The following is a 19,307-nucleotide window of genomic DNA, read 5'->3' as shown; positions in this document are numbered from 1 at the left end:
GTCCCCTTAGCTCACATGCGATGCAGGCTGCTTCGCGCCGGACGTAGACCCGGCAGCGGCCCCCGCAGCGTTTTGCACAGCCAGGCGCAAGCCGTCTCCACGCTGGCTGGACGCGAGCTTTGTGCCCGTCACGAAGAACGCGTGCAGGCCGTGCGCGAAGCGGTTCAGCTTCGTGACAATGGTCTTGTTCCCACGCGTCAGCGCGTTGTAGCCGAGCACGGCCGGAATGGCGACGAAGAGACCGAACGCCGTCATGATCAGCGACTCGCCGACCGGTCCCGCGACTTGATCGATGGACGTCTGACCGGTCGCGCCGATAGTCAGCAGCGCGTGATAAATGCCCCACACCGTGCCGAACAAACCGACGAACGGCGCCGTGCTGCCGATCGATGCGAGCACGGCAAGCCCTGCCTGCATGCGCCCGACGCCTTCATCCATGGTGTCCTTCAGGCAGCGGGTGATCCAGTCCGACACGTCCATGCGGTCGTGCAGATGCGGTTGCGTCTGATGATGGTGATCGGCTGCATCCTGCCCGGAGAGCGCCAGCGCGAGGAACGGATTGTCCTGCGCGTTCGAGGATTGATTGCTCAGCTTGTTGATGCCGTCGGCGAAATCGTCTGAATGCCAGAAAGCCAGCTCCGCGTTCTTCGTGAGGCGCTTCAGGCGCACCACGTTCAGGCCCTTCACCAGAATCACTGTCCACGACAGGATCGACATGATCGCCAGCGCGAGCGCGATACCCCGCGTGACGAAATCCCCTTGCGCCCAGACATGCGCCAAGCCGTAGTTTTGCATTGCAGTTCCTGTAGATATCTAGAAATTAGGTCGAATCTTTTTGTTGTTCAGCGTTCGCTGGTTCGGTGCCGACGGTGGCGCTAGTCGTTCAATCCAAATACGAAGGGCTGGGAATACGCAGCACGGATCGCCACGCCGTTTTCCTTGTAGGGCTTGCATGCGCTCGAGCGCATGGCATCGAGCGCGGCGTCATCCAGTCGCGACGACCCGCTGCTTTTCTTCAGTTCGATGTTCTCGATCTTGCCCGTCAGCCCGACGACGAACTTCACCAGCGCCGTCCCCGATTCCCCGCGACGCCGAGAGACCGCCGGGTACTCCGGCATCGCGATGTTGCACTCGAGATGGGCGACGTCCTTTGGCGCATTGAGTTCCATGGTTGGACGCCCGATAGCCGGCGCCGCGGCGGCCGGCGCTGCCGCAACCGGTGGCGTGGGCGGAGCGGGAGCGGGCTCAGGCGCCGCTGCGGCAACAGGCGAGGGCGCCGTGGTTTCCGGCAACGGTGTGGGCGCTGCCTTCACGCGCGGCTGAACGACCGGCTTGGGCTTTGGTACCGGCTTCGGTGGAACCGGTTTCGGTGGAGCGGGAACCGGCGTCGACTGAATTGCCACAGGCGCCGCAACAGGCTGCGGCGGCGCGGGACTGATCAGTTCGGCGGTGATGGTCTTCGATTCGATCGGGCGCGGCGCCGGCTCGTTGCGCAGAGTGAGCACGACGGCCAGCAGCCCCGCGTGAATCGCCAGCACAGCGACACTCGCGGCAATCACGCGTGGATTGAGCCCTGAGGATTCGATCGAACGGGAAGTGTGTGTGTTAAGCGCCGCAGCCGAATTGCCGGCCGAAATCAGGGGAGATGGCATATCAGCGTGGTTGTACGGCGGCGACGCCGTACGAACAGCGAAAGCCCATGCAGCATGCGAGACTGGAGGACTTCATTTTCGAAAGATGAGCAGAGAAATAAATAGCGTGGCCACGAAACCGATCAGCAATTCCATCATTCCCTCCTTGGACGGGGGTTGGCGGGCTGGCTCAATGTGACGTGGCTTGCGGGCGGAGAAGCGGGGACTGCGTTTTTACACCTGGCAAGGCTGGCGACGGGTGACGATCGGCTTGAAAAGCGCGCGCCGAGTTGTCGCGCAGTCATTGCATCGTCATTGCGAAGTTAATGCCTGCTTATTGCTTGGTTAATGCTTGGCGATTGCCTGGTTATTGCAGCAACACAGCACTGATTTGCACCAGGCAACTCCAGTCGACCTGGAGCGTGCTTACGCGGCCTTGCGTTCGTAGAACGTCAGCGGTACCGCCTGATGCTGATCGCCGTGGTGCATGGTGCAATGCGACGCGCAACCGCTTTGCAACATGACGTCGCGCACGGTCTCTTCGCACTTGCCGCAGCACATGGCTACACCCAATTCGAATTGCAGTTCGTCGAACGTAGCGACGCCATCCGCAATGGAGGCGCGAATCTTTCTGTCGGACACTGACTTGCACACACAGACGATCATGATTAACCGCGATAGCTAACGTTAATGCGAATTATTATCATTCCTTATGAGAGGGTTGGCAATAGGGGTGAACGGTTTTTTTCGATGTACGCTGGGCGGGAAAAAGGGACGGGACGCAGAGGCTTGTCGCACAAGGCGCTGTACTTATGTAAAAAACTGAAACCGCGTGCGGGGAAGGGGCTTTTCAGCCACCAAAGCGGGTTTTTTATGGTTTGAGAGAGACAGGCGCGGCTCGGGACGGTTGGAAGCCGTCTGGAGTCACGGCCTTAGACCGGATCGGATTCCAGTGCCAGCGTCCGTCGCGAAGGGATCACGACGCGCTCGACAGTCACTTCCAGTCCGAGCAGCGACGCTGCGAGCTGGCGCAGAGCCTGACCGTCGCTGGTCGAGTAAAAGCGCGGCAATTCTGTTGCCCGGGCTTCGTCTTGACCTTGAGCCTGACCCTGAACGGACGCTGCGCGCAGTCCAAACGAATCCAGTTGCCGTTCGAGTTGCCGCGCAATCGCGATACTCGTATCGATCAGCGCGAGTCGGTCGCCCGAGATGGAACGGATGGCTTCATCGAGGAAAGGGTAGTGCGTGCAGCCGAGCACCAGCGTGTCGGCATTGGCATCGAGCATGGGTTGCACATAGCTTCTCAGCAGCGCAACGAGTTCAGGCGAGTTCGTGTCGCAGCGTTCCACCGCCTGCACGAGGCCGTGTCCCGGCTGCAGGATGAAGTGGCAATCACTGGTATGGCGCTCGGCCAGCGCTTGAAAGCGCGCACTGCGTAACGTGACGGCTGTCGCCAGTACGCCCACCACGCGCGTTTGCGACGTGAGCGCCGCTGGCTTGATACCCGGTTCCACGCCGATCACGGGAATTGGCAAGCGCTCGCGAGTTTGAGCAATCGACTGCGAGGTCGCTGTGTTGCATGCAACGACCAGCGTCTTCGCGCCCTGCGACACCAACCATTCGCCGATCGCGAGCGTCCGGTCGGCGATAAAGTCGTCATCGCGTTCACCGTACGGCGCGTACAGCGAATCCGCAACGTAGATCAGCCGTTCGTCCGGCAAGGCGGCGCGCACTGCACGCAACACAGACAGACCGCCTAGGCCCGAATCGAAAATAGCGACGGGCGCGCTCGAACCGAGCGTCTCGGAAGAAGAACTCGCAGCGGAGCTCACAGCAGGACTGACAGCGGAGTCAACCGCTGAACGAAGGGCGTCGAAGGGCATGGTGGCCCGTAGTTTACTCGTTCTCGCCCATCATGGTTTGCTGATAGTTCTGGATGCCGACCTTCGCCACCAGATCGATCTGCGTTTCCAGCCAGTCGATGTGTTCTTCCGTATCGTCGAGAATCTTCACGAAGATTTCACGCGAGATGAAATCGCGAACCGATTCGCAATACGCGATGGCTTCCTTGCATGTGCTTTGTGAAATCTGTTCGAGCTTCAAGTCGCACTTCAGGATTTCTTCGGTCTCTTCACCAATCAGCAACTTGTGCAGGTCCTGGAGATTCGGCAGGCCGTCGAGCATGAAAATACGCTGGATCAGCCAGTCGGCATGTTTCATCTCGCCGATCGATTCGTCGTATTCATGTTTGCCGAGCTTCTCCAGGCCCCAGTGCTTGTACATGCGTGCATGCAGGAAGTACTGGTTGATCGCAGTCAGCTCGTTCTTCAGCTGCTGGTTGAGGTATTCGAGGGCTTTGATATCGCCTTGCATGTTAGTTCCTTGTGTGGGCATTTCAGCTTTCAAACATAACCCCTCAAGTTTAAAAAGCCAAGGTGAAAAATCGTGTTTTCCCCGCTATTTTGTAGAGATTTGTGTTTCCCACACACTGGAATGAGAATGAAAACAGTTCTCCGCGCAACAACCCGAAAATGAAAGAGCCGGGCGCATGGCCCGGCTCTTTTTACCTCGTATTGCTGAGGTCGCGGCTTAAACCGTTGCAACCGGAATCTTGCCGATCTTTGCTTGCCATTCCTTCGGCCCGGTCTGATGAACGGACGTCCCGGTCGAATCAACCGCAACGGTGACCGGCATATCCTGAACGTCGAATTCGTAGATGGCTTCCATGCCCAGGTCTTCGAACGCAATGACCTGCGCGCCGCGAATCGCCTTCGACACGAGGTACGCCGCGCCGCCCACCGCCATCATGTACGCGGCCTTGTGCTTCTTGATCGCCTCGATGGCAACCGGGCCACGCTCGGCCTTGCCGATCATCGAGATCAAGCCGGTCTGCGACAGCATCATGTCCGTGAACTTGTCCATGCGCGTGGCCGTGGTGGGACCTGCCGGGCCAACGACTTCATCGCGGACCGGATCGACCGGGCCGACGTAATAAATCACCCGATTCGTGAAATCGACGGGAAGCTTTTCGCCTTTGGCGAGCATGTCGGCAATACGCTTGTGCGCAGCATCCCGTCCCGTCAGCATCTTGCCGGAGAGCAGCAGCGTCTGGCCCGGCTTCCATGCCGCGACTTGTTCCTTCGTCAGCGTGTTCAGGTCCACGCGCTGGCTCGTCTCTGTATTCGCGACCCACTCGACTTTCGGCCAGGCGTCGAGCGAAGGCACGTCGAGTTTCGCCACGCCCGAGCCATCGAGCGTGAAATGCGCGTGACGGGTGGCTGCGCAGTTCGGGATGATCGCGATCGGCTTCGATGCCGCATGCGTCGGCGCCGCCATGATCTTCACATCGAGCACGGTGGCAAGGCCGCCCAGGCCCTGCGCGCCGATACCCAGCGCGTTGACCTTCTCGTGCAACTCCACGCGCAACTCTTCGATCCAGTCCTGCGGGCCGCGTGCAATGACGTCCTGGATATCGATGGCGTCCATCAGCGATTCCTTCGCCATGACCATCGCCTTCTCCGCCGTCCCGCCGATGCCGATTCCAAGCATGCCCGGCGGGCACCATCCCGCGCCCATCAGCGGCACGGTTTTCAGCACCCAGTCGACGATGGAATCCGACGGGTTGAGCATCGCGAACTTCGTCTTGTTCTCCGAACCGCCGCCTTTGGCCGCGATCTGGACATCGACCTTATCGCCGGGGACGATCTCGTAGTGGATCACCGCCGGCGTGTTGTCCTTCGTGTTCTTGCGCGCGCCTTCGGGCGGGCTCACGATGGACGCGCGCAGCACGTTGTCCGGGTTCAGGTAACCGCGGCGCACGCCTTCGTTGATCATGTCGGTGACGCCCATGGTGGCACCGTCCCACCGCACGTCCATGCCCACTTTCACGAACACCGTGACGATGCCGGTGTCCTGGCAGATCGGCCGATGACCTTCCGCGCACATGCGGCTGTTCGTCAGGATCTGCGCGATGGCGTCTTTCGCGGCCGGACTCTCTTCGAGTTCGTATGCGCGGCCGAGCGCCTGGATGTAGTCGAGCGGATGGTAAAAGCTGATGTGCTGCAACGAATCCGCAATGCTCTGAATCAGGTCTTCCTGCTTGATGATTGTCATGGCTTGAACGTGTGGGGACGGTACGTTATCGGGACTGTTTGCGGCGCTTTAAGAAGCGCTCATGGGTGGTTTTCTGCTGCTGGCCTGCGCTTACTCGTGAGCCTTCGCGGGCGTACTCGCGCTGGAAGGTTCGTGAAAATGCTCCGGATGCGTGTGCGTGGTCAGGCGGTCTACCCACGCCATGATCAGCGCCGACGCGAGGAATGCCAGGTGAATGATCACCTGCCACATCACTGCGTGTTCGGAGTACTGGTCCGGGTTGATGAAGGTTTTCAGCAGATGGATGGACGAAATGCTGATGAGCGCCATGGACAGCTTCACCTTCAGCACGCCGGCGTTCACGTGATCGAGCCATTCCGGCTGGTCGGGGTGGCCTTCCACGCCGAGTCGTGAGACGAACGTCTCGTAGCCGCCCACGATCACCATGATCAGCAGGTTCGAGATCATGACCACATCGATCAGGCCGAGCACGACCAGCATGATGTTGGTCTCGTCGAGCGTCGTCATATGCGTGACGAGGTGCCAGACTTCCTTCAGGAACAGCACGACGTAGACGCCTTGCGCCACGATCAGGCCGAGATACAGCGGCACCTGGAGCCATCGGCTCATGAAGATGACGGCGGGGAGCGGCTTCATCGAAGAGCGGGGAGGACGGGTGCCGGGGATGTTCGGGGATGCGGACATGAGCGGTGCCGGGTCGTGGAAGGTTGGTTGATTCGAGTAATTGCTTTGGTCGTGGCGAGTGCTAAATGGGCCGAAACAGGATTTCGAGCGCATTTTTTTGAGAAAGCGCGTCATTGTAGCGCGACGACGGCGCGGGGTTGCGGGTCAACCCTTAGCAAGTCCGTCCGCGCGGCGTGCTTCAAAACCCGCGCACTGGCGGCTCCACTGAGCGAGCGAAACCCGTCCGCGATCAGGAAATCATCGGCGGCGCCGTTTTGGCCTTCATGCTGGCCAGGACGATGCCGGTGACCACGCACGCCAGCGCGATTCCATGCGCGATAGTCGGACGTTCACCGAGAAACACAATGCCGTAGAGCGCTGCCGCGATTGGCAAGAGCCCGGAAAATACGCCGGCGAGACTGCCGTCGACGTGCCGGATGCCTTTCATCCACAGCCAGAACGAAAAGATGCTCGCTGAAAGTCCATACCAAAGCACGAGGCTCCAGACGCTCAGGCTGACGCTGCTGTAATCGAAGCTGACGAGCGCTGAAAACCCCAGCGGCAGCATCAGCAGGAAGCCGAAGAAATGCGTGTAGGCGCAGATATCGATAGCGGGAAGCGTCTGCGTCAGGCGTCGCGACAGGATCACGTAGAACGACTCGCAACAGACCGCGCCGAGCACCATCAGGTTGCCCAGCAGCGAAGTATCGTGCGATGCGCTGCCCGATCCGTGCGCGCCTGCCGTCCCCTGCGCGACGTTGATCACGACCACTCCGACAACGGCGAGCGCGATGGAAATTAACGCACGGCCGTTCGGGCGTTCCTTGAGGAAGAACCACGAGAACAACGCGACGACCGCCGGAATCGTGCTGGTTATCACGCCGGCCGCGACGGCGCTCGTGCGCTGCACGCCGTTAAGCATCAGCAGCGTGAACATGAAGGTGCCGAAAAACGCCTGCAGAAACAAGTTGGCCCACTCGCTTCGCCTGACCCGCCGGATCTTCGCCGGACGCAGCAACGGCCAGAGCACCGCCATTGCTATGACGAAGCGCAGCAACGCGAACAGCGGGACTGGGATGAAAGCCACCACCGACTTGCCGACGCCGACATTGCTGCCGACCAGCAACATGGCTGCGATGAGGTAGAGCGCGTAACGATTCAAGCTGGAATCCGGACGACGAGTTCAGTTAACATGGCGTGGCGCGTCATGGATCGCGCGCAACCCAGGCGACGCGTGAGCGCAAAGCGCATCATTGCATTGATGCGTTGAAAGGCCGCATTGTAAAAGTGCCGATCCCTACGTGTATACCCCGTGGCCCTCGGGTGCATTGCGTAAGTAGCAGGTAAGGCGCGCAGCTTATCTTCGCCGTATGAAACCTGGCGCGCGTATGCTGCGCTGCACGAGCAGGTCACGCAAAGAGGCAGGAGACACGGCATAACGCTTGGCATTGCGTGTGCCGTCCACGCCTAAAGGACATAGCGGCTTTGGAGCCTGAGCTCCGGTGTCGCGGTTATCAGATTCACCATCAATGAAGGGGTTGTCGATGTCTGCGATTGAATCCGTACTTCAGGAACGCCGTATTTTCCCGCCTTCGGCCAAAGCGACGGCCGGTGCAGCGATTTCCGGCATGGACGCGTACAAGGCTTTAACGTCCGAAGCCGAACGCGATTACGAAGGCTTCTGGGCGCGGCTCGCGCGCGAGACGCTTAGCTGGCACAAGCCGTTCACAACTGTTCTCGACGAATCGAATCCGCCGTTCTACAAGTGGTTCGAAGACGGCGAAATCAACGCATCGTATAACTGCATCGACCGTCATGTGGAAGCCGGCCACGGCGCGAAGAACGCGATCATCTTCGAAGCCGATGACGGCACCGTCGTCAACGTGACGTATCAGGATCTTTTGCAGCGCGTTTGCCGCTTCGCCAATGCGCTGAAGAAGCGCGGCGTGAAGAAGGGCGATCGCGTGGTGATCTACATGCCGATGTCGGTGGAAGGCGTGGTCGCCATGCAGGCCTGCGCGCGCATCGGTGCGACGCACTCGGTGGTGTTCGGCGGGTTCTCGTCGAAGTCGCTCAACGAACGGCTGGTGGACGTGGGCGCGGTTGCGCTTATCACGTCGGATGAACAGATGCGCGGGGGCAAGGCGCTGCCGTTAAAAAGCATTGCCGATGAAGCCATCGCAGCCGGCGGTTGCGACGCGGTCACGAGCGTGATCGTGTACAAGCGCACGGGCGGCAAGACGCAATGGCATGAAGGCCGCGACCTCTGGATGCACGAACTCGTCGAGCATGAATCCGATCAGTGCGAGCCGGAATGGGTCAGCGCCGAACATCCGTTGTTCATCCTGTACACGTCGGGTTCCACGGGCAAACCGAAGGGCGTGCAGCACAGCACGGGAGGCTTCTTGCTGTGGGCCGCGCAGACCATGAAGTGGACCTTCGACGCCAAGCCTGACGATGTGTTCTGGTGCACCGCCGATATCGGCTGGATCACGGGGCATAGCTACATTGCGTACGGTCCGACCGCTATTGGCGCGACGCAGATCGTGTTCGAAGGCGTGCCGACCTATCCGAACGCCGGGCGCTTCTGGGACATGATCGCGAAGCACAAGGTCACGATTTTCTACACCGCGCCGACCGCGATCCGCTCGCTCATCAAGATGGCCGAAGCCGATGAAAAGGTGCATCCGAAGAGCTTCGACCTGTCGACGCTGCGCATTCTCGGCACGGTCGGCGAGCCGATCAATCCGGAAGCGTGGATGTGGTATCACGAGAACGTGGGCCGGGGTATTTGTCCTATCGTCGATACGTGGTGGCAGACCGAAACCGGCGGTCACATGATCACGCCGCTGCCGGGCGCAACGCCGCTCGTGCCGGGGTCCTGCACGCTGCCGCTGCCCGGCATCATGGCGGCTGTCGTCGATGAAACCGGTCAGGACGTGCCGAACGGGCAGGGCGGGATTCTGGTCATCAAGCGGCCGTGGCCGTCGGCGTTGCGCAATGTGTGGGGCGATCCGGACCGCTACAAGAAGAGCTACTTCCCTGAAGAGCTCGGCGGCACGCTGTACCTCGCCGGCGACGGCGCCGTGCGCGACAAGGAGACGGGTTACTTCACGATCATGGGCCGTATCGATGACGTGTTGAACGTGTCGGGGCATCGGTTGGGGACCATGGAGATCGAATCGGCGCTGGTGTCGAATCCGCTCGTGGCGGAGGCTGCGGTGGTCGGTCGTCCCGACGATACGACCGGCGAAGCGGTGTGTGCATTCGTCGTGCTGAAGCGCTCGCGTCCTGAGGGCGATGAAGCGAAGCAGATCGCCAACGAACTGCGCGCGTGGGTCGGGAAGGAAATCGGTCCGATCGCGAAACCGAAGGACATTCGTTTTGGCGAGAATCTCCCGAAGACCCGTTCAGGGAAGATCATGCGGCGGTTGCTGCGTTCGCTCGCAAAGGGCGAAGAGATCACACAGGACATCTCGACTTTAGAGAATCCCGCGATCCTGGATCAGCTCGGCGAAGCGCGTTAATTTGGCTTGAGTATCATCTGGCTGGCACAAGCGGCTCCCTTTTTCCGGGAGCCGTTTTTGTATCGTGGGCCGGCGCACGATGTCGATCCCGATTGCCGCTTCTTGATGCATTTGGTAGATAAGCACATGTCCTCGATCCCGACGCCTCCTTCGAGTCCCGCCGAACCACCGCCCGTCACGGAGGCGATGGCGCACGCGCATCGGTTGTACTGGCGAACGAATCTTGTGGTGATCTCGGTGCTGATGCTGATCGGATTGGTGGTGTCGTTCGGCATTCCGCTCATGGCAACGCGGCTCGCTCACCTGCGTTTCGCGGGCTTTCCGCTGCCGTTCTACTTTGGCGCCCAGGGCGCGATCCTGGTGTATGTCGCGTTGATCGTGGTGTATATCGTGCTGATGCAATTCGCCGATGCCCGCTTGCAACGCGCCCTTGCTCAAGCGCCGTCCGAGCCATGAATTGCCGATGAAGCTCACCCATCGACTCATCCGGGCCTACGCGCTTTACACACTCGGCTTCTTCCTGTTCATCTATGTGATGGCGCGTATCGAGCGCGTGACCGGTCCGGGCACCTGGATTGGCTATGTGTTCCTGTTCGTGCCGATAGCCGTCTATGCCGTGATCGGCTTGTTGTCGCGGACGTCGGATCTGGTCGAGTATTACGTGGCCGGGCGGCGCGTGCCGTCGGCGTTCAATGGCATGGCGACAGCTGCGGACTGGTTATCGGCGGCGTCGTTTATCGGGCTGGCCGGGTCCATCTATGCGACCGGTTATGACGGCCTCGCCTACATGATGGGCTGGACCGGCGGTTATTGTCTCGTCGCGTTCCTGCTCGCGCCCTACGTTCGCAAGCTCGCGCGCTACACGATCCCCGACTTCCTCGGCACGCGCTTTTCAAGCAACCTCGTGCGCGGGATCGCGGCGTTTGCGGCCATCCTGTGCTCGTTCGTTTATCTCGTCGCGCAGATCCAGGGCATCGGGCTGATTGCATCGCGGTTTATCGGCATCGATTTCGCTATCGGGATCTTCTGCGGACTTGCCGGCATTCTCGTTTGTTCGTTTCTCGGCGGCATGCGCGCGGTCACGTGGACGCAGGTCGCGCAGTACATCATCCTGATCAGCGCCATGCTGATTCCCGTCTCGATGATCGCGCATCGCGAAGGGCTCGGCTGGTTGCCGCAACTTTCGTATGGGCGCTTGCTGGAGCGTGTGGAAGTGCTTGAGCTAGCGGTTGAACGCTCGCCCGAGGAAGCCCGTGTCCGTGACGATTACCGGCGTCAGGCGCAGCAGATCCAGACGCAGATTGATGAGTTGCCGGCGTCGTTTCACACCGGGCAGTCGCGGCTTGTTGAGGAGATAGCGGACTTGCGCCGGCATAACGGGCCGTTGCGCGATATAAGCGAGCGGGAACGCGAACTGGCGTCGTTCCCGAAGACACCCGCCGAGGCGAACGCTCAATGGAATCGCGACCGCGATGAGATGCTCGAACGCGCTGCACCGTCGGTGCCAATGGCTGAAGCATTTCCTCCTTCCAACGATGAAAGCGCGCAATTGCACAAGAGGAATTTTCTGTCGTTGCTGCTGTGTTTGTCGCTGGGAACCGCGAGTTTGCCGCATATCCTGACGCGCTATAACACAACGACATCCGTGGCGTCCGCGCGGCGCTCGGTCGGCTGGACGCTGTTTTTTGTCGCGCTGTTTTACGTGACGGTGCCCGTGTTAGCGGTGCTGATCAAGTACGAGATGCTGACGGGGATTGTCGGGCACAAGTTCGCTGATCTTCCTGCCTGGGTCATGCAATGGCGCAAGGTGGAGCCGTATCTGATTCACATTGGCGATGTGAACGGCGACGGCATCGTGCGCTGGTCCGGTATTCAGATGCAGCCCGATATGGTGGTGCTCGCCGCGCCGGAGATTGCCGGCTTGCCGTATGTGATGTCGGGGTTGATCGCGGCGGGGGCGCTGGCCGCGGCGCTTTCTACCGCCGATGGTCTGTTGCTGACGATCGCGAATGCGCTTTCACACGACGTTTATTACTGCATGGTCGATAAAACCGCGAGCAGTCAGCGAAGGGTCACCATATCGAAGATATTGTTGTTGGGGGTCGCGTTGTTTGCTTCTTATGTGGCTTCGCTCAATACGGGGAATATCTTGTTCCTGGTTGGGGCGGCGTTTTCGTTGGCGGCGTCGAGTTTGTTTCCGGCGTTGGTGCTGGGCGTGTTCTGGAAACGGACGACGAAGCTTGGGGCGGTTGCCGGGATGCTGGCGGGCTTGAGCGTGTGCGTGTATTACATCGTGTCGACGTACCCGTATTTCACGCAAATGACAGGGTGGGTGGGCGCGAGGTGGTTTGGGATCGAGTCGATCAGTTCAGGAGTATTTGGGGTGCCGGCGGGGTTTGTGGTGGCCGTGGTGGTGAGTCTGGTTGACCGGAAACCGGATGCGTATACGAGGGCGTTGGTGGATTACATTCGGCATCCGTGAGGAGAAGTATTTGCGATTTTGGACGCGCCGGAAAAACAAAAACCCGCGTCGGCGCAAGGCTCGATGCGGGTTTCGGGTGCTACTCAACAATGTGAAACGTATTCTGGCGGAGAGACGGGGATTCGAACCCCGGTTAGGTTTGACCCTAAACACGCTTTCCAGGCGTGCGACTTAAACCGCTCATCCATCTCTCCAGCAAGTCGCGGATTATAGCAAACTCCGGCGGCCGTGCCAGCCCCCTTGTCGAGAAGAGGACGTCGATCGGGAGATACCGGGCTTGGCGCCCGGATCGGTCCAGCGGCCACACCTCATTTCTGAGGAAGACAAGTTGCTCTGTGTAACCCGATGGGTTACACTAGCTTGATGATCAAATCGTTCAAACACAAAGGGCTTGAGCGCTTTTTTAAGACTGGCAGTCAAGCGGGCATCCAGGCGATTCACGGCAGACGGCTTCGTCTTGTCTTGGCGTTGTTGAACGACGCCGTCGAGATCGATGATATCGACGCGCCTGCGCTGAGACTTCATCCCTTAAAAGGGGATCTGGCCGGATTCTGGGCCGTAACTGTTCAGGCAAACTGGCGGGTTATCTTCCAATTCGAGAACGGCGACGCCTATATCGTCGACTACGTCGACTACCACTGAATGAGGAACACCATGCGTATGCATAACCCGCCGCATCCAGGCGAAATTCTCTCCGAGCTGTGGCTTGAACCGCTGAACCTGTCGATAACGTACGCCGCTGAAGGCCTCGATGTAGCGCGCAAAACGTTGTCCGAGATCGTCAACGGGCGAGCCGCGATCAGTCCGGAAATGGCGATGCGGCTTGAGATCGCTTTCGGTAAAAGCGCGGAATCGTGGCTGGCTCATCAGGCCGCGTTTGATCTTTGGCAGGTCGACCAAAAGAAGGACTCGCTACATGTCCAGAAGCTGAAGCGAGGCCGCGCAGATTTGCAGTAAGTCAGCGAGTTCGTTGCGCGTTACTGTGGCTCCTCCAGAGACGGTGCTTACGCGGCAAGGATTGGCTGGGAAGGATGTCTCCCTCCCTCCCGCCTGGCTGTTCTCTTGGCAAGAGCTATTCTTCATGTACGTGCTACTCGACCACGTCGGTCTTCGTCGCTTTTGAGGCCGCGTGACGCTTTGGTTTTTCCGTCGGCAACAGACTCGTAAGTCGTCCATAGCGTTCAAATAAGAACGCGACCCGCGCTGCATCGGTCTTATCGCCTTTGTACTTATAGGCAGCATCAACGGCGCGGTCATTGGCTTCGTGCGCTTTGCGTAGTTTGGCCGGCATGGTTAAAGGATCGTATAGGTCTGCCAGCGATGCTTCTGGGTGTAACAGCCTAGCGTCGAGAATTCTCTGAGCGGTTGTTTCAAGGATCGCTTGCTGAGCTTCTGTCGGTTCTGGCCACGGGTAGTTGTTGTAGACGATAGTAGCGGAGTAACGGTAGCGACTTTCAAGCCGTCCACAAACCGCACGCATCCAAGCGTTGTGCATTGTGCTGTTGAGTATGGCGAAGTGGAAATTGGTGGCGTCCGGCATGGTGAGCACTAAGTTCGTCGCGATGACGTCCGCTGCGATGAAGCCGATGGGAACAAAGTCACGACGCTCGGATGAAACGCTTGGAATCAAAAGATACGGTGTGTTGGGTTGCCGTATTTTCTGAAAAAGCGATGGCGTAGCAGCGTCCTTTTGTGTCTGCAGGTCAACACTCGCAAGACGCATTGCCTGTACGGCCTTGACACGCTTGTACACGTCGGAAACGGCACGAAGCTCTGTCGGAGGGACGTTTACCAGCCAGAGACACCACCGCTGCAGATTGTTGATGAATTCGTCAGCACCCAATATGCGGCGTATCCATGCTTTTGCGCTTGGTTGGGCCGCAATCAACGTCGTCATTTCCTCGCTCGAGAGTAAAAGATTTCCACCTTCGGCGGGTTTGCTACCGTTTATAAGCTCGGGTACAGCACAGATCGGAGTGCGTCGGTTGCTCAAGACGAGATCAGGTGCATCCACCAGATACGGGTTGATCCGTTTCGCCTGGATCGCCCGTCCGTCGACATTGGCGGCGTCGGAATGGTCATAGATAGTACGAATTTCCTGCTCACCCAATCCAAACCCAACGATTACGCAATGCACGGCAGCGTTTCCTTTTCCCTCGTTACTCCACTTAAAGCTGCGATGAGCGAAGCGGATCTTGATGCCGCCTTCTAGCAGCGTCGGCCACAACGCGGCGACCTGCTCACCTTGAGTAATAGAATTGGTCGATACAAACGCCACATTGACCGTGGGATTTTCTTTCATATATTCCAGCGCTTTCATGTACCAAGCTGCGACATAGTCGAGTAGACCCGCATTCTTAAGTTTGTAGCACACGGATCTGAGGTCCGATTTTTGTTCAGCGGTTTGATACGTTTTGCCGACAAAAGGCGGGTTACCCATGACGAAGCTGCAGTTTTTTGGAGGCAAAATTTCTGCCCATTCAGTGCGCAAGGCGTTTGCGCGGTGAATGTGAGGCGCGTCGATGAGCGGTACTGTCGGACGTGTATTACCGAATCGCTCAGCTGCTTCCAAATTCATCTGGTGATCAGTAATCCACAATGCAACTCGAGCAATGTGCGCAGCCGCGTCGTCGATCTCGATGCCATAGAATTGGTTAACTCGGACACGGCATAGCGTAGAAACTTCCAGTAAGCCGCGTCCGCGATCGAAATCGAACAGATCGGCTATGACCTCGTTTTCAAGTCGTCTGAGCTCCCGATATGCGATGACTAGAAAATTGCCGCAGCCAGATGCTGGGTCAAGATAGTTCAGTGTAGGAAGCTTGTCGTATAGCGCTTGCAACCGGGGCTTGCTACGACGAGCCGACGTTAACTCGGCCCTCAGGTCGTTCATAAAAAGCGGGTCGATGACACGCAGGATATTCCGCTCCGACGTATAGTGCGCTCCCAATTCTCGCCGACTGGACTGTCGGCTATCGGTCGGTGTATGCGCTTCAAGTACGCCCTGAAACATGGCACCGAAAATAGCAGGACTAATTCCGCTCCAATCGAGATCCGCACAATGGAGCAGGGTTTCTCGCATGTCCCTGTCAAAGGCGGGGATGCGAGTACGCTCTGAGAACAGATGGCCGTTGATGTACGTGAATCCAGCAAGCGCTTCGTCCAAATTGACTTGGCGTTGATCATCTGGCGTGTCCAAAACATCGAACAACTCAAAGAGTCGAGTACCGGTATCTCGACCGTCTTCGCGGGTATGTTCTATCAGATAACGCAGATGCCCGTCTGCGCCGAAGATGCCGGTATCGTCGGCAAAAAAACAAAAGAGCAGGCGTGTTAAAAACAGTTCGAGTTCGCGCCCCCTAAAGTTTGCGCGCAGCAGAGCCTCGTGTAGCTTAGACACCGCATATGCCGCTTGTCGATTGACCGGGGACTCCTCGACGATCTTCGGCGGGGCATCACTGTCAAGCAGAAAGCTGAACCAGCCTGCCCGTTTCGGCAGATCTTTCAGAGTGCATTCGCTGAGATTTCCGGTTGCGAGGTCATATAAGCGGAAACGCGCGAAGTCGGACGTGACTATGTATCTGGGGCGTTCCAGTTCTGGTAGCGCCATAAAATAGTCGGAGGCTTGGGTAAATGCTGAATCGAGATTCTTATTTCGGCTTTTGTGCTCGACGATCAGCAGGCCCGGAATGAAGCTGTCGATAAAACCCCGTCCGCCATCGAGCTTGTCAACTGCTTTTTCGTAAATCGTCGAAGACTCAGGCCGGATACCGTAGCATTCATAAAAGCGAGCCCAAAAGAGCTTGGCGTCCGCGTTTTCGCGCGTCGCTGTTTTCCACTGCAGGGCAAAAGCGGACAGGCGTTTGCGGATTTCATTGAACGACAGATCGCCTGCGGCAAGAATTGGCAGCGCACCCGATCTCTCTGAGGCGTGGTTTGAATTTCTGTTGCGCTGGACGCTTGCGTCGGGCGCCTCGTGTGGAGGGGTACCAAGTACCCCGATTTCCTGATTAATGCCTCCGTCCAGGCGGTTAATCGCCCGTTCTGTCTCGATCACGACCACGACCTCTTTTACGATTAACAGGGTCGTACATGAGGCCGTACACGGAGGCATGCGCCTATCAGACGAGTCCGAAACTCGACTGACAAGAAATCTAGAAATATCTCTCCCGGGCGCAACGCACAAAGGAAAAAGCGCACCAAGTGAGGTGCGCTTTCAGGGCCTTCGGCTAGTTTTGCGTTTGCCGAACGCTAGATGCCAAGCTGCCGCTGATATGAATTAAAAACGTGCAACCGTGGATCATCAAATTACGACCAAAGGCCCAGAAGGTATCGGGCGCGTGTTCTACTGCACGCAGATGGAACAGCGCATCGTAGTACTGCACTCGTTCACCAAGAAAACTCAGGAAACGCCAGACAGCGAATTGCGTATCGCCCGCAGGCGAATGAAGGAGGTACGGAACTATGGCTAAGACCAGACTGGAACGCGAACTCGCGGAACGATATGACCCGGTGCAACACGACAGGGCTTTCCGCGACAAGATCATGGCAAAACCGGGCGTGAAGGCGGCGTACGATGCACTTTCGGAAGAGTACTCTGCGCTGGATGCTGTACTTGTGGCCCGCAAGGAGGCCGGATTGACGCAAGCGCAAATCGCCGAGCGCATGGGCACGACTGCATCGGCCGTATCACGGCTCGAAGCGTCCTTTTCCAGCGAAAAGCATTCACCTTCTTTCGCCACGTTGCGCAAATATGCGGCCGCGTGCGGTAAGCGCCTTGTGATCTCAAGGAACTGTCAGTATTTTTGTGTGTAAGGCGCTAAAGACCCACTTCGCAGCGGGCCAGAATCAAACGTCATGAGCTCGGCCGGGTGAATCGATCTTCATAGAGAATAGCAAATTGATTCATCGCGGCTTTCCAGTCATGAGCGGCGTGACCCCAGTTTGCGGTGATGTTTTGCAGGGCCAGCCAGATCAGCTTGGTCGCGGCTTCGTCGCTGGGGAAGTGACCGCGGGTCTTCACAATCTTGCGTAACCGGGCATTAATGCTCTCAATGGCATTAGTCGTGTAAATCACTTTGCGCACTGCTGGTGGAAAAGCAAAGAACGGAATCACCCGGTCCCAGGCACGTCGCCATGCCGCTACGACGGTTGGGAATTTCTGACCCCAGGCGCCTTGTTCGAACGCATTAAGTTCGGCCTGAGCCGCTTCAGCGCTTGCTGCCGAGTAGATTGGCTTGAGTGCGGCAGCTAGCGCTCGCCGGTCCTTCCAGCTCGCAAAGTCCAGGCTGTTGCGAATTAAATGCACGATGCACGTCTGCAACGTGGTCGCCGGAAACACTGCAGCGAGTGCCTCGGGCATGCCTTTCAAGCCATCGGTAACCGCAATCAGAATGTCCTGTACGCCGCGCGTCTGCAGGTCAGCAAACACCTTCATCCAGAACTTGGCACCTTCCGTGTTCTCGATCCACAGCCCCAGTATGTCGCGTGTGCCATCCGGTAACATGCCCAAAGCCAGGTAGATGGCCTTGTTGCGCACCACGCCTTCATCTCGGATTTTGACGCGTAAAGCATCAAAGAACACTACCGGATACATTGGCTCAAGCGGCCGGGACTGCCAGACGGTGATCTCGTCCATGACGGCATCGGTGACCGAGCTGATGAAATCCGGCGATACGTCGGTGCCGTACTGGTCAATCAGAAAGCCTTGGATTTCGCGCACCGTCATGCCTCGGGCGTACATGGCGATGATCTTGTCGTCAAAGCCGGTAAAGCGGTGCTCGTGCTTGGGAATGAGGATGGGTGCAAAGCTGCCGTCGCGATCTCGCGGGATATCCAGGCGCAGCGGCCCGTCATCGGTCAGTACCGTCTTGGCGCTCTTGCCGTTACGGTGATTAACGGCGTCCTCGGGCCGTTCAGCGCCTACTGGATATCCGAGGTGATGTCCCAGTTCAGCGCCCAGCGCCCGTTCGATTAACGCCTTCTTGAAGGCCATCGACGCCGACTGGATCGCCTCGGCACTCATTGGACCCTTGACGAACTCATCGATCAGTTCTTTGGGAATTGATGGCAATTCCCTCGCAGCCGCAGCGGCCGCCTTCCGTTTGCGTGGCATACATGCTCCTTTGCGACATGTTATGCCTTACACACAAAATTTTGGACAGGCTCGATCTCAATGGTGTGAGTGCCGGGGCTCGGTCCGGTGACTAAATCGTGAACTGCGCTCACGCGCTTGTTGAACGACAAACATACATCGCGACCATCACAGGTCACACACCCGTACCAACAAACGGATTAACAATCCGCAACCGCTCGTCGATGACCAACCCATCATGCATGTCCTCGGAGTAAAGGACATTGCATCCGGCAAGTAGCGCTGCTGCGGCAATCATCGAGTCATACACAGACAGCCGTACCGCTCTGAAATTCGTCGACCGGTATCGTGGGTTTCCACAGTCAGCGGCACAGTCGTGCAGACGGCCCGAACGGCGTCCAGCACATCGTTTGTCTCGGGCCACGACATGGCCAGTTTGCGCCGGGTCACATTCGCGATCTCGTTCAGCACCTGAACGCTGATGACGCCGCCTTACGCCATTAAACCCTGGGCATGGTCGGCTTTCGTCGCGTCGCCGGAAAGCAGACAAAGCGCTACGTTGCTGTCCAGGAATACCTCAGCTTGCGCGGTTCGCGTCGTCGCGATTGAAGGCGAAATCGGCGGGAAGACGACCGCGATATTGGCGAAGCCGGTCTAGCAACGCCCGACCGATCGGCTTTTTCTTGATCTGAAACTCTCGCCCGTCCGCGACGACGACTTCCAAATCGTCCCCTTCGTTCAATTCCAGGGCTTCCACGATTGCCGCAGAAGGGACGATCGCCATACTGTTTCCTCAT

At 58.4% G+C, this 19,307-nt stretch carries 17 protein-coding genes, 1 tRNA gene and 2 pseudogenes; 7 read left to right on the top strand and 13 right to left on the bottom strand.

Annotation, left to right across the window (positions count from 1 at the left end; genetic code table 11):
• Positions 1-6: 6 nt before the first annotated feature.
• From ACSOSP_RS06645 to ACSOSP_RS06610, 8 genes are all read right to left on the bottom strand, one after another.
• Positions 7-795 (bottom strand): MotA/TolQ/ExbB proton channel family protein, encoded by a 789-nt coding sequence (locus tag ACSOSP_RS06645; RefSeq protein WP_455310216.1) that lies wholly within the window; start codon positions 793-795, stop codon positions 7-9.
• Positions 796-875: 80 nt separating this feature from the next.
• Entirely contained in the window at positions 876-1,652 is a 777-nt protein-coding gene (locus tag ACSOSP_RS06640; protein ID WP_455310215.1) for an energy transducer TonB, read from the bottom strand.
• Positions 1,653-2,057: 405 nt separating this feature from the next.
• On the bottom strand, positions 2,058-2,297 hold the full coding sequence (locus ACSOSP_RS06635) for a (2Fe-2S)-binding protein (RefSeq protein ID WP_455310213.1): 240 nt from the start codon (positions 2,295-2,297) through the stop codon (positions 2,058-2,060).
• A 266-nt stretch (positions 2,298-2,563) separates the two neighbouring features.
• Positions 2,564-3,514: a glutamate racemase gene (gene murI, locus ACSOSP_RS06630; protein WP_455310212.1), complete on the bottom strand. Its 951-nt coding sequence runs from the start codon at positions 3,512-3,514 to the stop codon at positions 2,564-2,566.
• Positions 3,515-3,527: 13 nt separating this feature from the next.
• Positions 3,528-4,004 (bottom strand): bacterioferritin, encoded by a 477-nt coding sequence (gene bfr / locus ACSOSP_RS06625; RefSeq protein ID WP_089158863.1) that lies wholly within the window; start codon positions 4,002-4,004, stop codon positions 3,528-3,530.
• Between the two features lie 216 nt (positions 4,005-4,220).
• Positions 4,221-5,744 carry a fumarate hydratase gene (locus ACSOSP_RS06620; protein WP_455310210.1) on the bottom strand — a complete coding sequence of 508 codons (1,524 nt, stop codon included), beginning with the start codon at positions 5,742-5,744 and terminating at the stop codon, positions 4,221-4,223.
• Positions 5,745-5,834: 90 nt separating this feature from the next.
• Entirely contained in the window at positions 5,835-6,428 is a 594-nt protein-coding gene (locus tag ACSOSP_RS06615) for a TIGR00645 family protein (RefSeq protein ID WP_455310209.1), read from the bottom strand.
• A 229-nt stretch (positions 6,429-6,657) separates the two neighbouring features.
• Positions 6,658-7,569, bottom strand: coding sequence for a DMT family transporter (locus ACSOSP_RS06610; protein WP_455310208.1), 912 nt, complete (start codon positions 7,567-7,569; stop codon positions 6,658-6,660).
• Between the two features lie 382 nt (positions 7,570-7,951).
• Here ACSOSP_RS06610 and acs point away from each other — a divergent pair, with 382 nt between their 5' ends.
• From acs to ACSOSP_RS06595, 3 genes are all read left to right on the top strand, one after another.
• Positions 7,952-9,934: an acetate--CoA ligase gene (gene acs / locus ACSOSP_RS06605; protein ID WP_455310207.1), complete on the top strand. Its 1,983-nt coding sequence runs from the start codon at positions 7,952-7,954 to the stop codon at positions 9,932-9,934.
• A 126-nt stretch (positions 9,935-10,060) separates the two neighbouring features.
• Positions 10,061-10,390 carry a DUF4212 domain-containing protein gene (locus ACSOSP_RS06600; RefSeq protein WP_455310206.1) on the top strand — a complete coding sequence of 110 codons (330 nt, stop codon included), beginning with the start codon at positions 10,061-10,063 and terminating at the stop codon, positions 10,388-10,390.
• Positions 10,391-10,397: 7 nt separating this feature from the next.
• Positions 10,398-12,416, top strand: coding sequence for a sodium:solute symporter family protein (locus ACSOSP_RS06595; RefSeq protein WP_455310205.1), 2,019 nt, complete (start codon positions 10,398-10,400; stop codon positions 12,414-12,416).
• Between the two features lie 104 nt (positions 12,417-12,520).
• Here the strand turns inward: ACSOSP_RS06595 and ACSOSP_RS06590 are convergent.
• Positions 12,521-12,610 (bottom strand) — tRNA-Ser (locus tag ACSOSP_RS06590).
• A gap of 169 nt (positions 12,611-12,779) precedes the next feature.
• On the opposite strand from ACSOSP_RS06590, the gene ACSOSP_RS06585 reads away from it, so the two are divergent.
• Together ACSOSP_RS06585 and ACSOSP_RS06580 are read left to right on the top strand one after the other, a co-directional pair.
• A complete protein-coding gene (locus tag ACSOSP_RS06585) occupies positions 12,780-13,058 on the top strand; it encodes a type II toxin-antitoxin system RelE/ParE family toxin (RefSeq protein ID WP_455310204.1) in 279 nt (92 codons plus the stop codon).
• A 12-nt stretch (positions 13,059-13,070) separates the two neighbouring features.
• A complete protein-coding gene (locus ACSOSP_RS06580) occupies positions 13,071-13,373 on the top strand; it encodes a HigA family addiction module antitoxin (RefSeq protein ID WP_455310203.1) in 303 nt (100 codons plus the stop codon).
• Between the two features lie 133 nt (positions 13,374-13,506).
• On the opposite strand, the gene ACSOSP_RS06575 is transcribed toward ACSOSP_RS06580, so the two are convergent.
• Positions 13,507-16,473 (bottom strand): class I SAM-dependent DNA methyltransferase, encoded by a 2,967-nt coding sequence (locus tag ACSOSP_RS06575; RefSeq protein ID WP_455310202.1) that lies wholly within the window; start codon positions 16,471-16,473, stop codon positions 13,507-13,509.
• Positions 16,474-16,732: 259 nt separating this feature from the next.
• On the opposite strand from ACSOSP_RS06575, the pseudogene ACSOSP_RS06570 reads away from it, so the two are divergent.
• Both ACSOSP_RS06570 and ACSOSP_RS06565 read left to right on the top strand, forming a co-directional pair.
• A pseudogene (locus ACSOSP_RS06570) lies at positions 16,733-16,888 on the top strand (type II toxin-antitoxin system RelE/ParE family toxin); the annotation flags it as partial.
• A gap of 73 nt (positions 16,889-16,961) precedes the next feature.
• The gene (locus ACSOSP_RS06565; protein WP_455310870.1) at positions 16,962-17,231 is read left to right on the top strand and encodes a helix-turn-helix domain-containing protein; all 270 of its coding nucleotides are present in this window, start codon (positions 16,962-16,964) and stop codon (positions 17,229-17,231) included.
• 40 nt (positions 17,232-17,271) lie between these two features.
• On the opposite strand, the gene ACSOSP_RS06560 is transcribed toward ACSOSP_RS06565, so the two are convergent.
• From ACSOSP_RS06560 to ACSOSP_RS06550, 3 genes and pseudogenes are all read right to left on the bottom strand, one after another.
• Complete coding sequence (locus tag ACSOSP_RS06560) at positions 17,272-18,531, bottom strand: IS256 family transposase (protein ID WP_455310201.1); 1,260 nt, start codon at positions 18,529-18,531, stop codon at positions 17,272-17,274.
• 154 nt (positions 18,532-18,685) lie between these two features.
• Positions 18,686-19,116 (bottom strand): annotated as a pseudogene (locus tag ACSOSP_RS06555) (PIN domain-containing protein).
• Positions 19,088-19,294 (bottom strand): AbrB/MazE/SpoVT family DNA-binding domain-containing protein, encoded by a 207-nt coding sequence (locus tag ACSOSP_RS06550; protein WP_455310200.1) that lies wholly within the window; start codon positions 19,292-19,294, stop codon positions 19,088-19,090. Before ACSOSP_RS06550 ends, ACSOSP_RS06555 begins: the two are co-directional and overlap by 29 nt.
• Positions 19,295-19,307: the final 13 nt, after the last annotated feature.

The sequence above is a fragment of the Caballeronia sp. KNU42 genome (genome assembly GCF_053760385.1).
Note: the sequence above shows the minus strand (reverse complement) of the source record. Positions and strands in the feature narration are given on the sequence as shown.

Excerpts from the sequence above, each read along its gene's own strand:
- ACSOSP_RS06580 (WP_455310203.1), top strand. The coding sequence starts at position 13,071 with ATGCGTATGCATAACCCGCCGCATCCAGGCGAAATTCTCTCCGAGCTG.
- acs (WP_455310207.1), top strand. The coding sequence starts at position 7,952 with ATGTCTGCGATTGAATCCGTACTTCAGGAACGCCGTATTTTCCCGCCT.
- ACSOSP_RS06600 (WP_455310206.1), top strand. The coding sequence starts at position 10,061 with ATGTCCTCGATCCCGACGCCTCCTTCGAGTCCCGCCGAACCACCGCCC.
- ACSOSP_RS06565 (WP_455310870.1), top strand. The coding sequence starts at position 16,962 with ATGGCAAAACCGGGCGTGAAGGCGGCGTACGATGCACTTTCGGAAGAG.
- ACSOSP_RS06595 (WP_455310205.1), top strand. The coding sequence starts at position 10,398 with ATGAAGCTCACCCATCGACTCATCCGGGCCTACGCGCTTTACACACTC.
- ACSOSP_RS06615 (WP_455310209.1), bottom strand. The coding sequence starts at position 6,428 with ATGTCCGCATCCCCGAACATCCCCGGCACCCGTCCTCCCCGCTCTTCG.
- ACSOSP_RS06560 (WP_455310201.1), bottom strand. The coding sequence starts at position 18,531 with ATGCCACGCAAACGGAAGGCGGCCGCTGCGGCTGCGAGGGAATTGCCA.
- bfr (WP_089158863.1), bottom strand. The coding sequence starts at position 4,004 with ATGCAAGGCGATATCAAAGCCCTCGAATACCTCAACCAGCAGCTGAAG.
- ACSOSP_RS06640 (WP_455310215.1), bottom strand. The coding sequence starts at position 1,652 with ATGCCATCTCCCCTGATTTCGGCCGGCAATTCGGCTGCGGCGCTTAAC.
- ACSOSP_RS06635 (WP_455310213.1), bottom strand. The coding sequence starts at position 2,297 with ATGATCGTCTGTGTGTGCAAGTCAGTGTCCGACAGAAAGATTCGCGCC.
- ACSOSP_RS06550 (WP_455310200.1), bottom strand. The coding sequence starts at position 19,294 with ATGGCGATCGTCCCTTCTGCGGCAATCGTGGAAGCCCTGGAATTGAAC.
- ACSOSP_RS06620 (WP_455310210.1), bottom strand. The coding sequence starts at position 5,744 with ATGACAATCATCAAGCAGGAAGACCTGATTCAGAGCATTGCGGATTCG.
- ACSOSP_RS06585 (WP_455310204.1), top strand. The coding sequence starts at position 12,780 with ATGATCAAATCGTTCAAACACAAAGGGCTTGAGCGCTTTTTTAAGACT.
- ACSOSP_RS06645 (WP_455310216.1), bottom strand. The coding sequence starts at position 795 with ATGCAAAACTACGGCTTGGCGCATGTCTGGGCGCAAGGGGATTTCGTC.
- murI (WP_455310212.1), bottom strand. The coding sequence starts at position 3,514 with ATGCCCTTCGACGCCCTTCGTTCAGCGGTTGACTCCGCTGTCAGTCCT.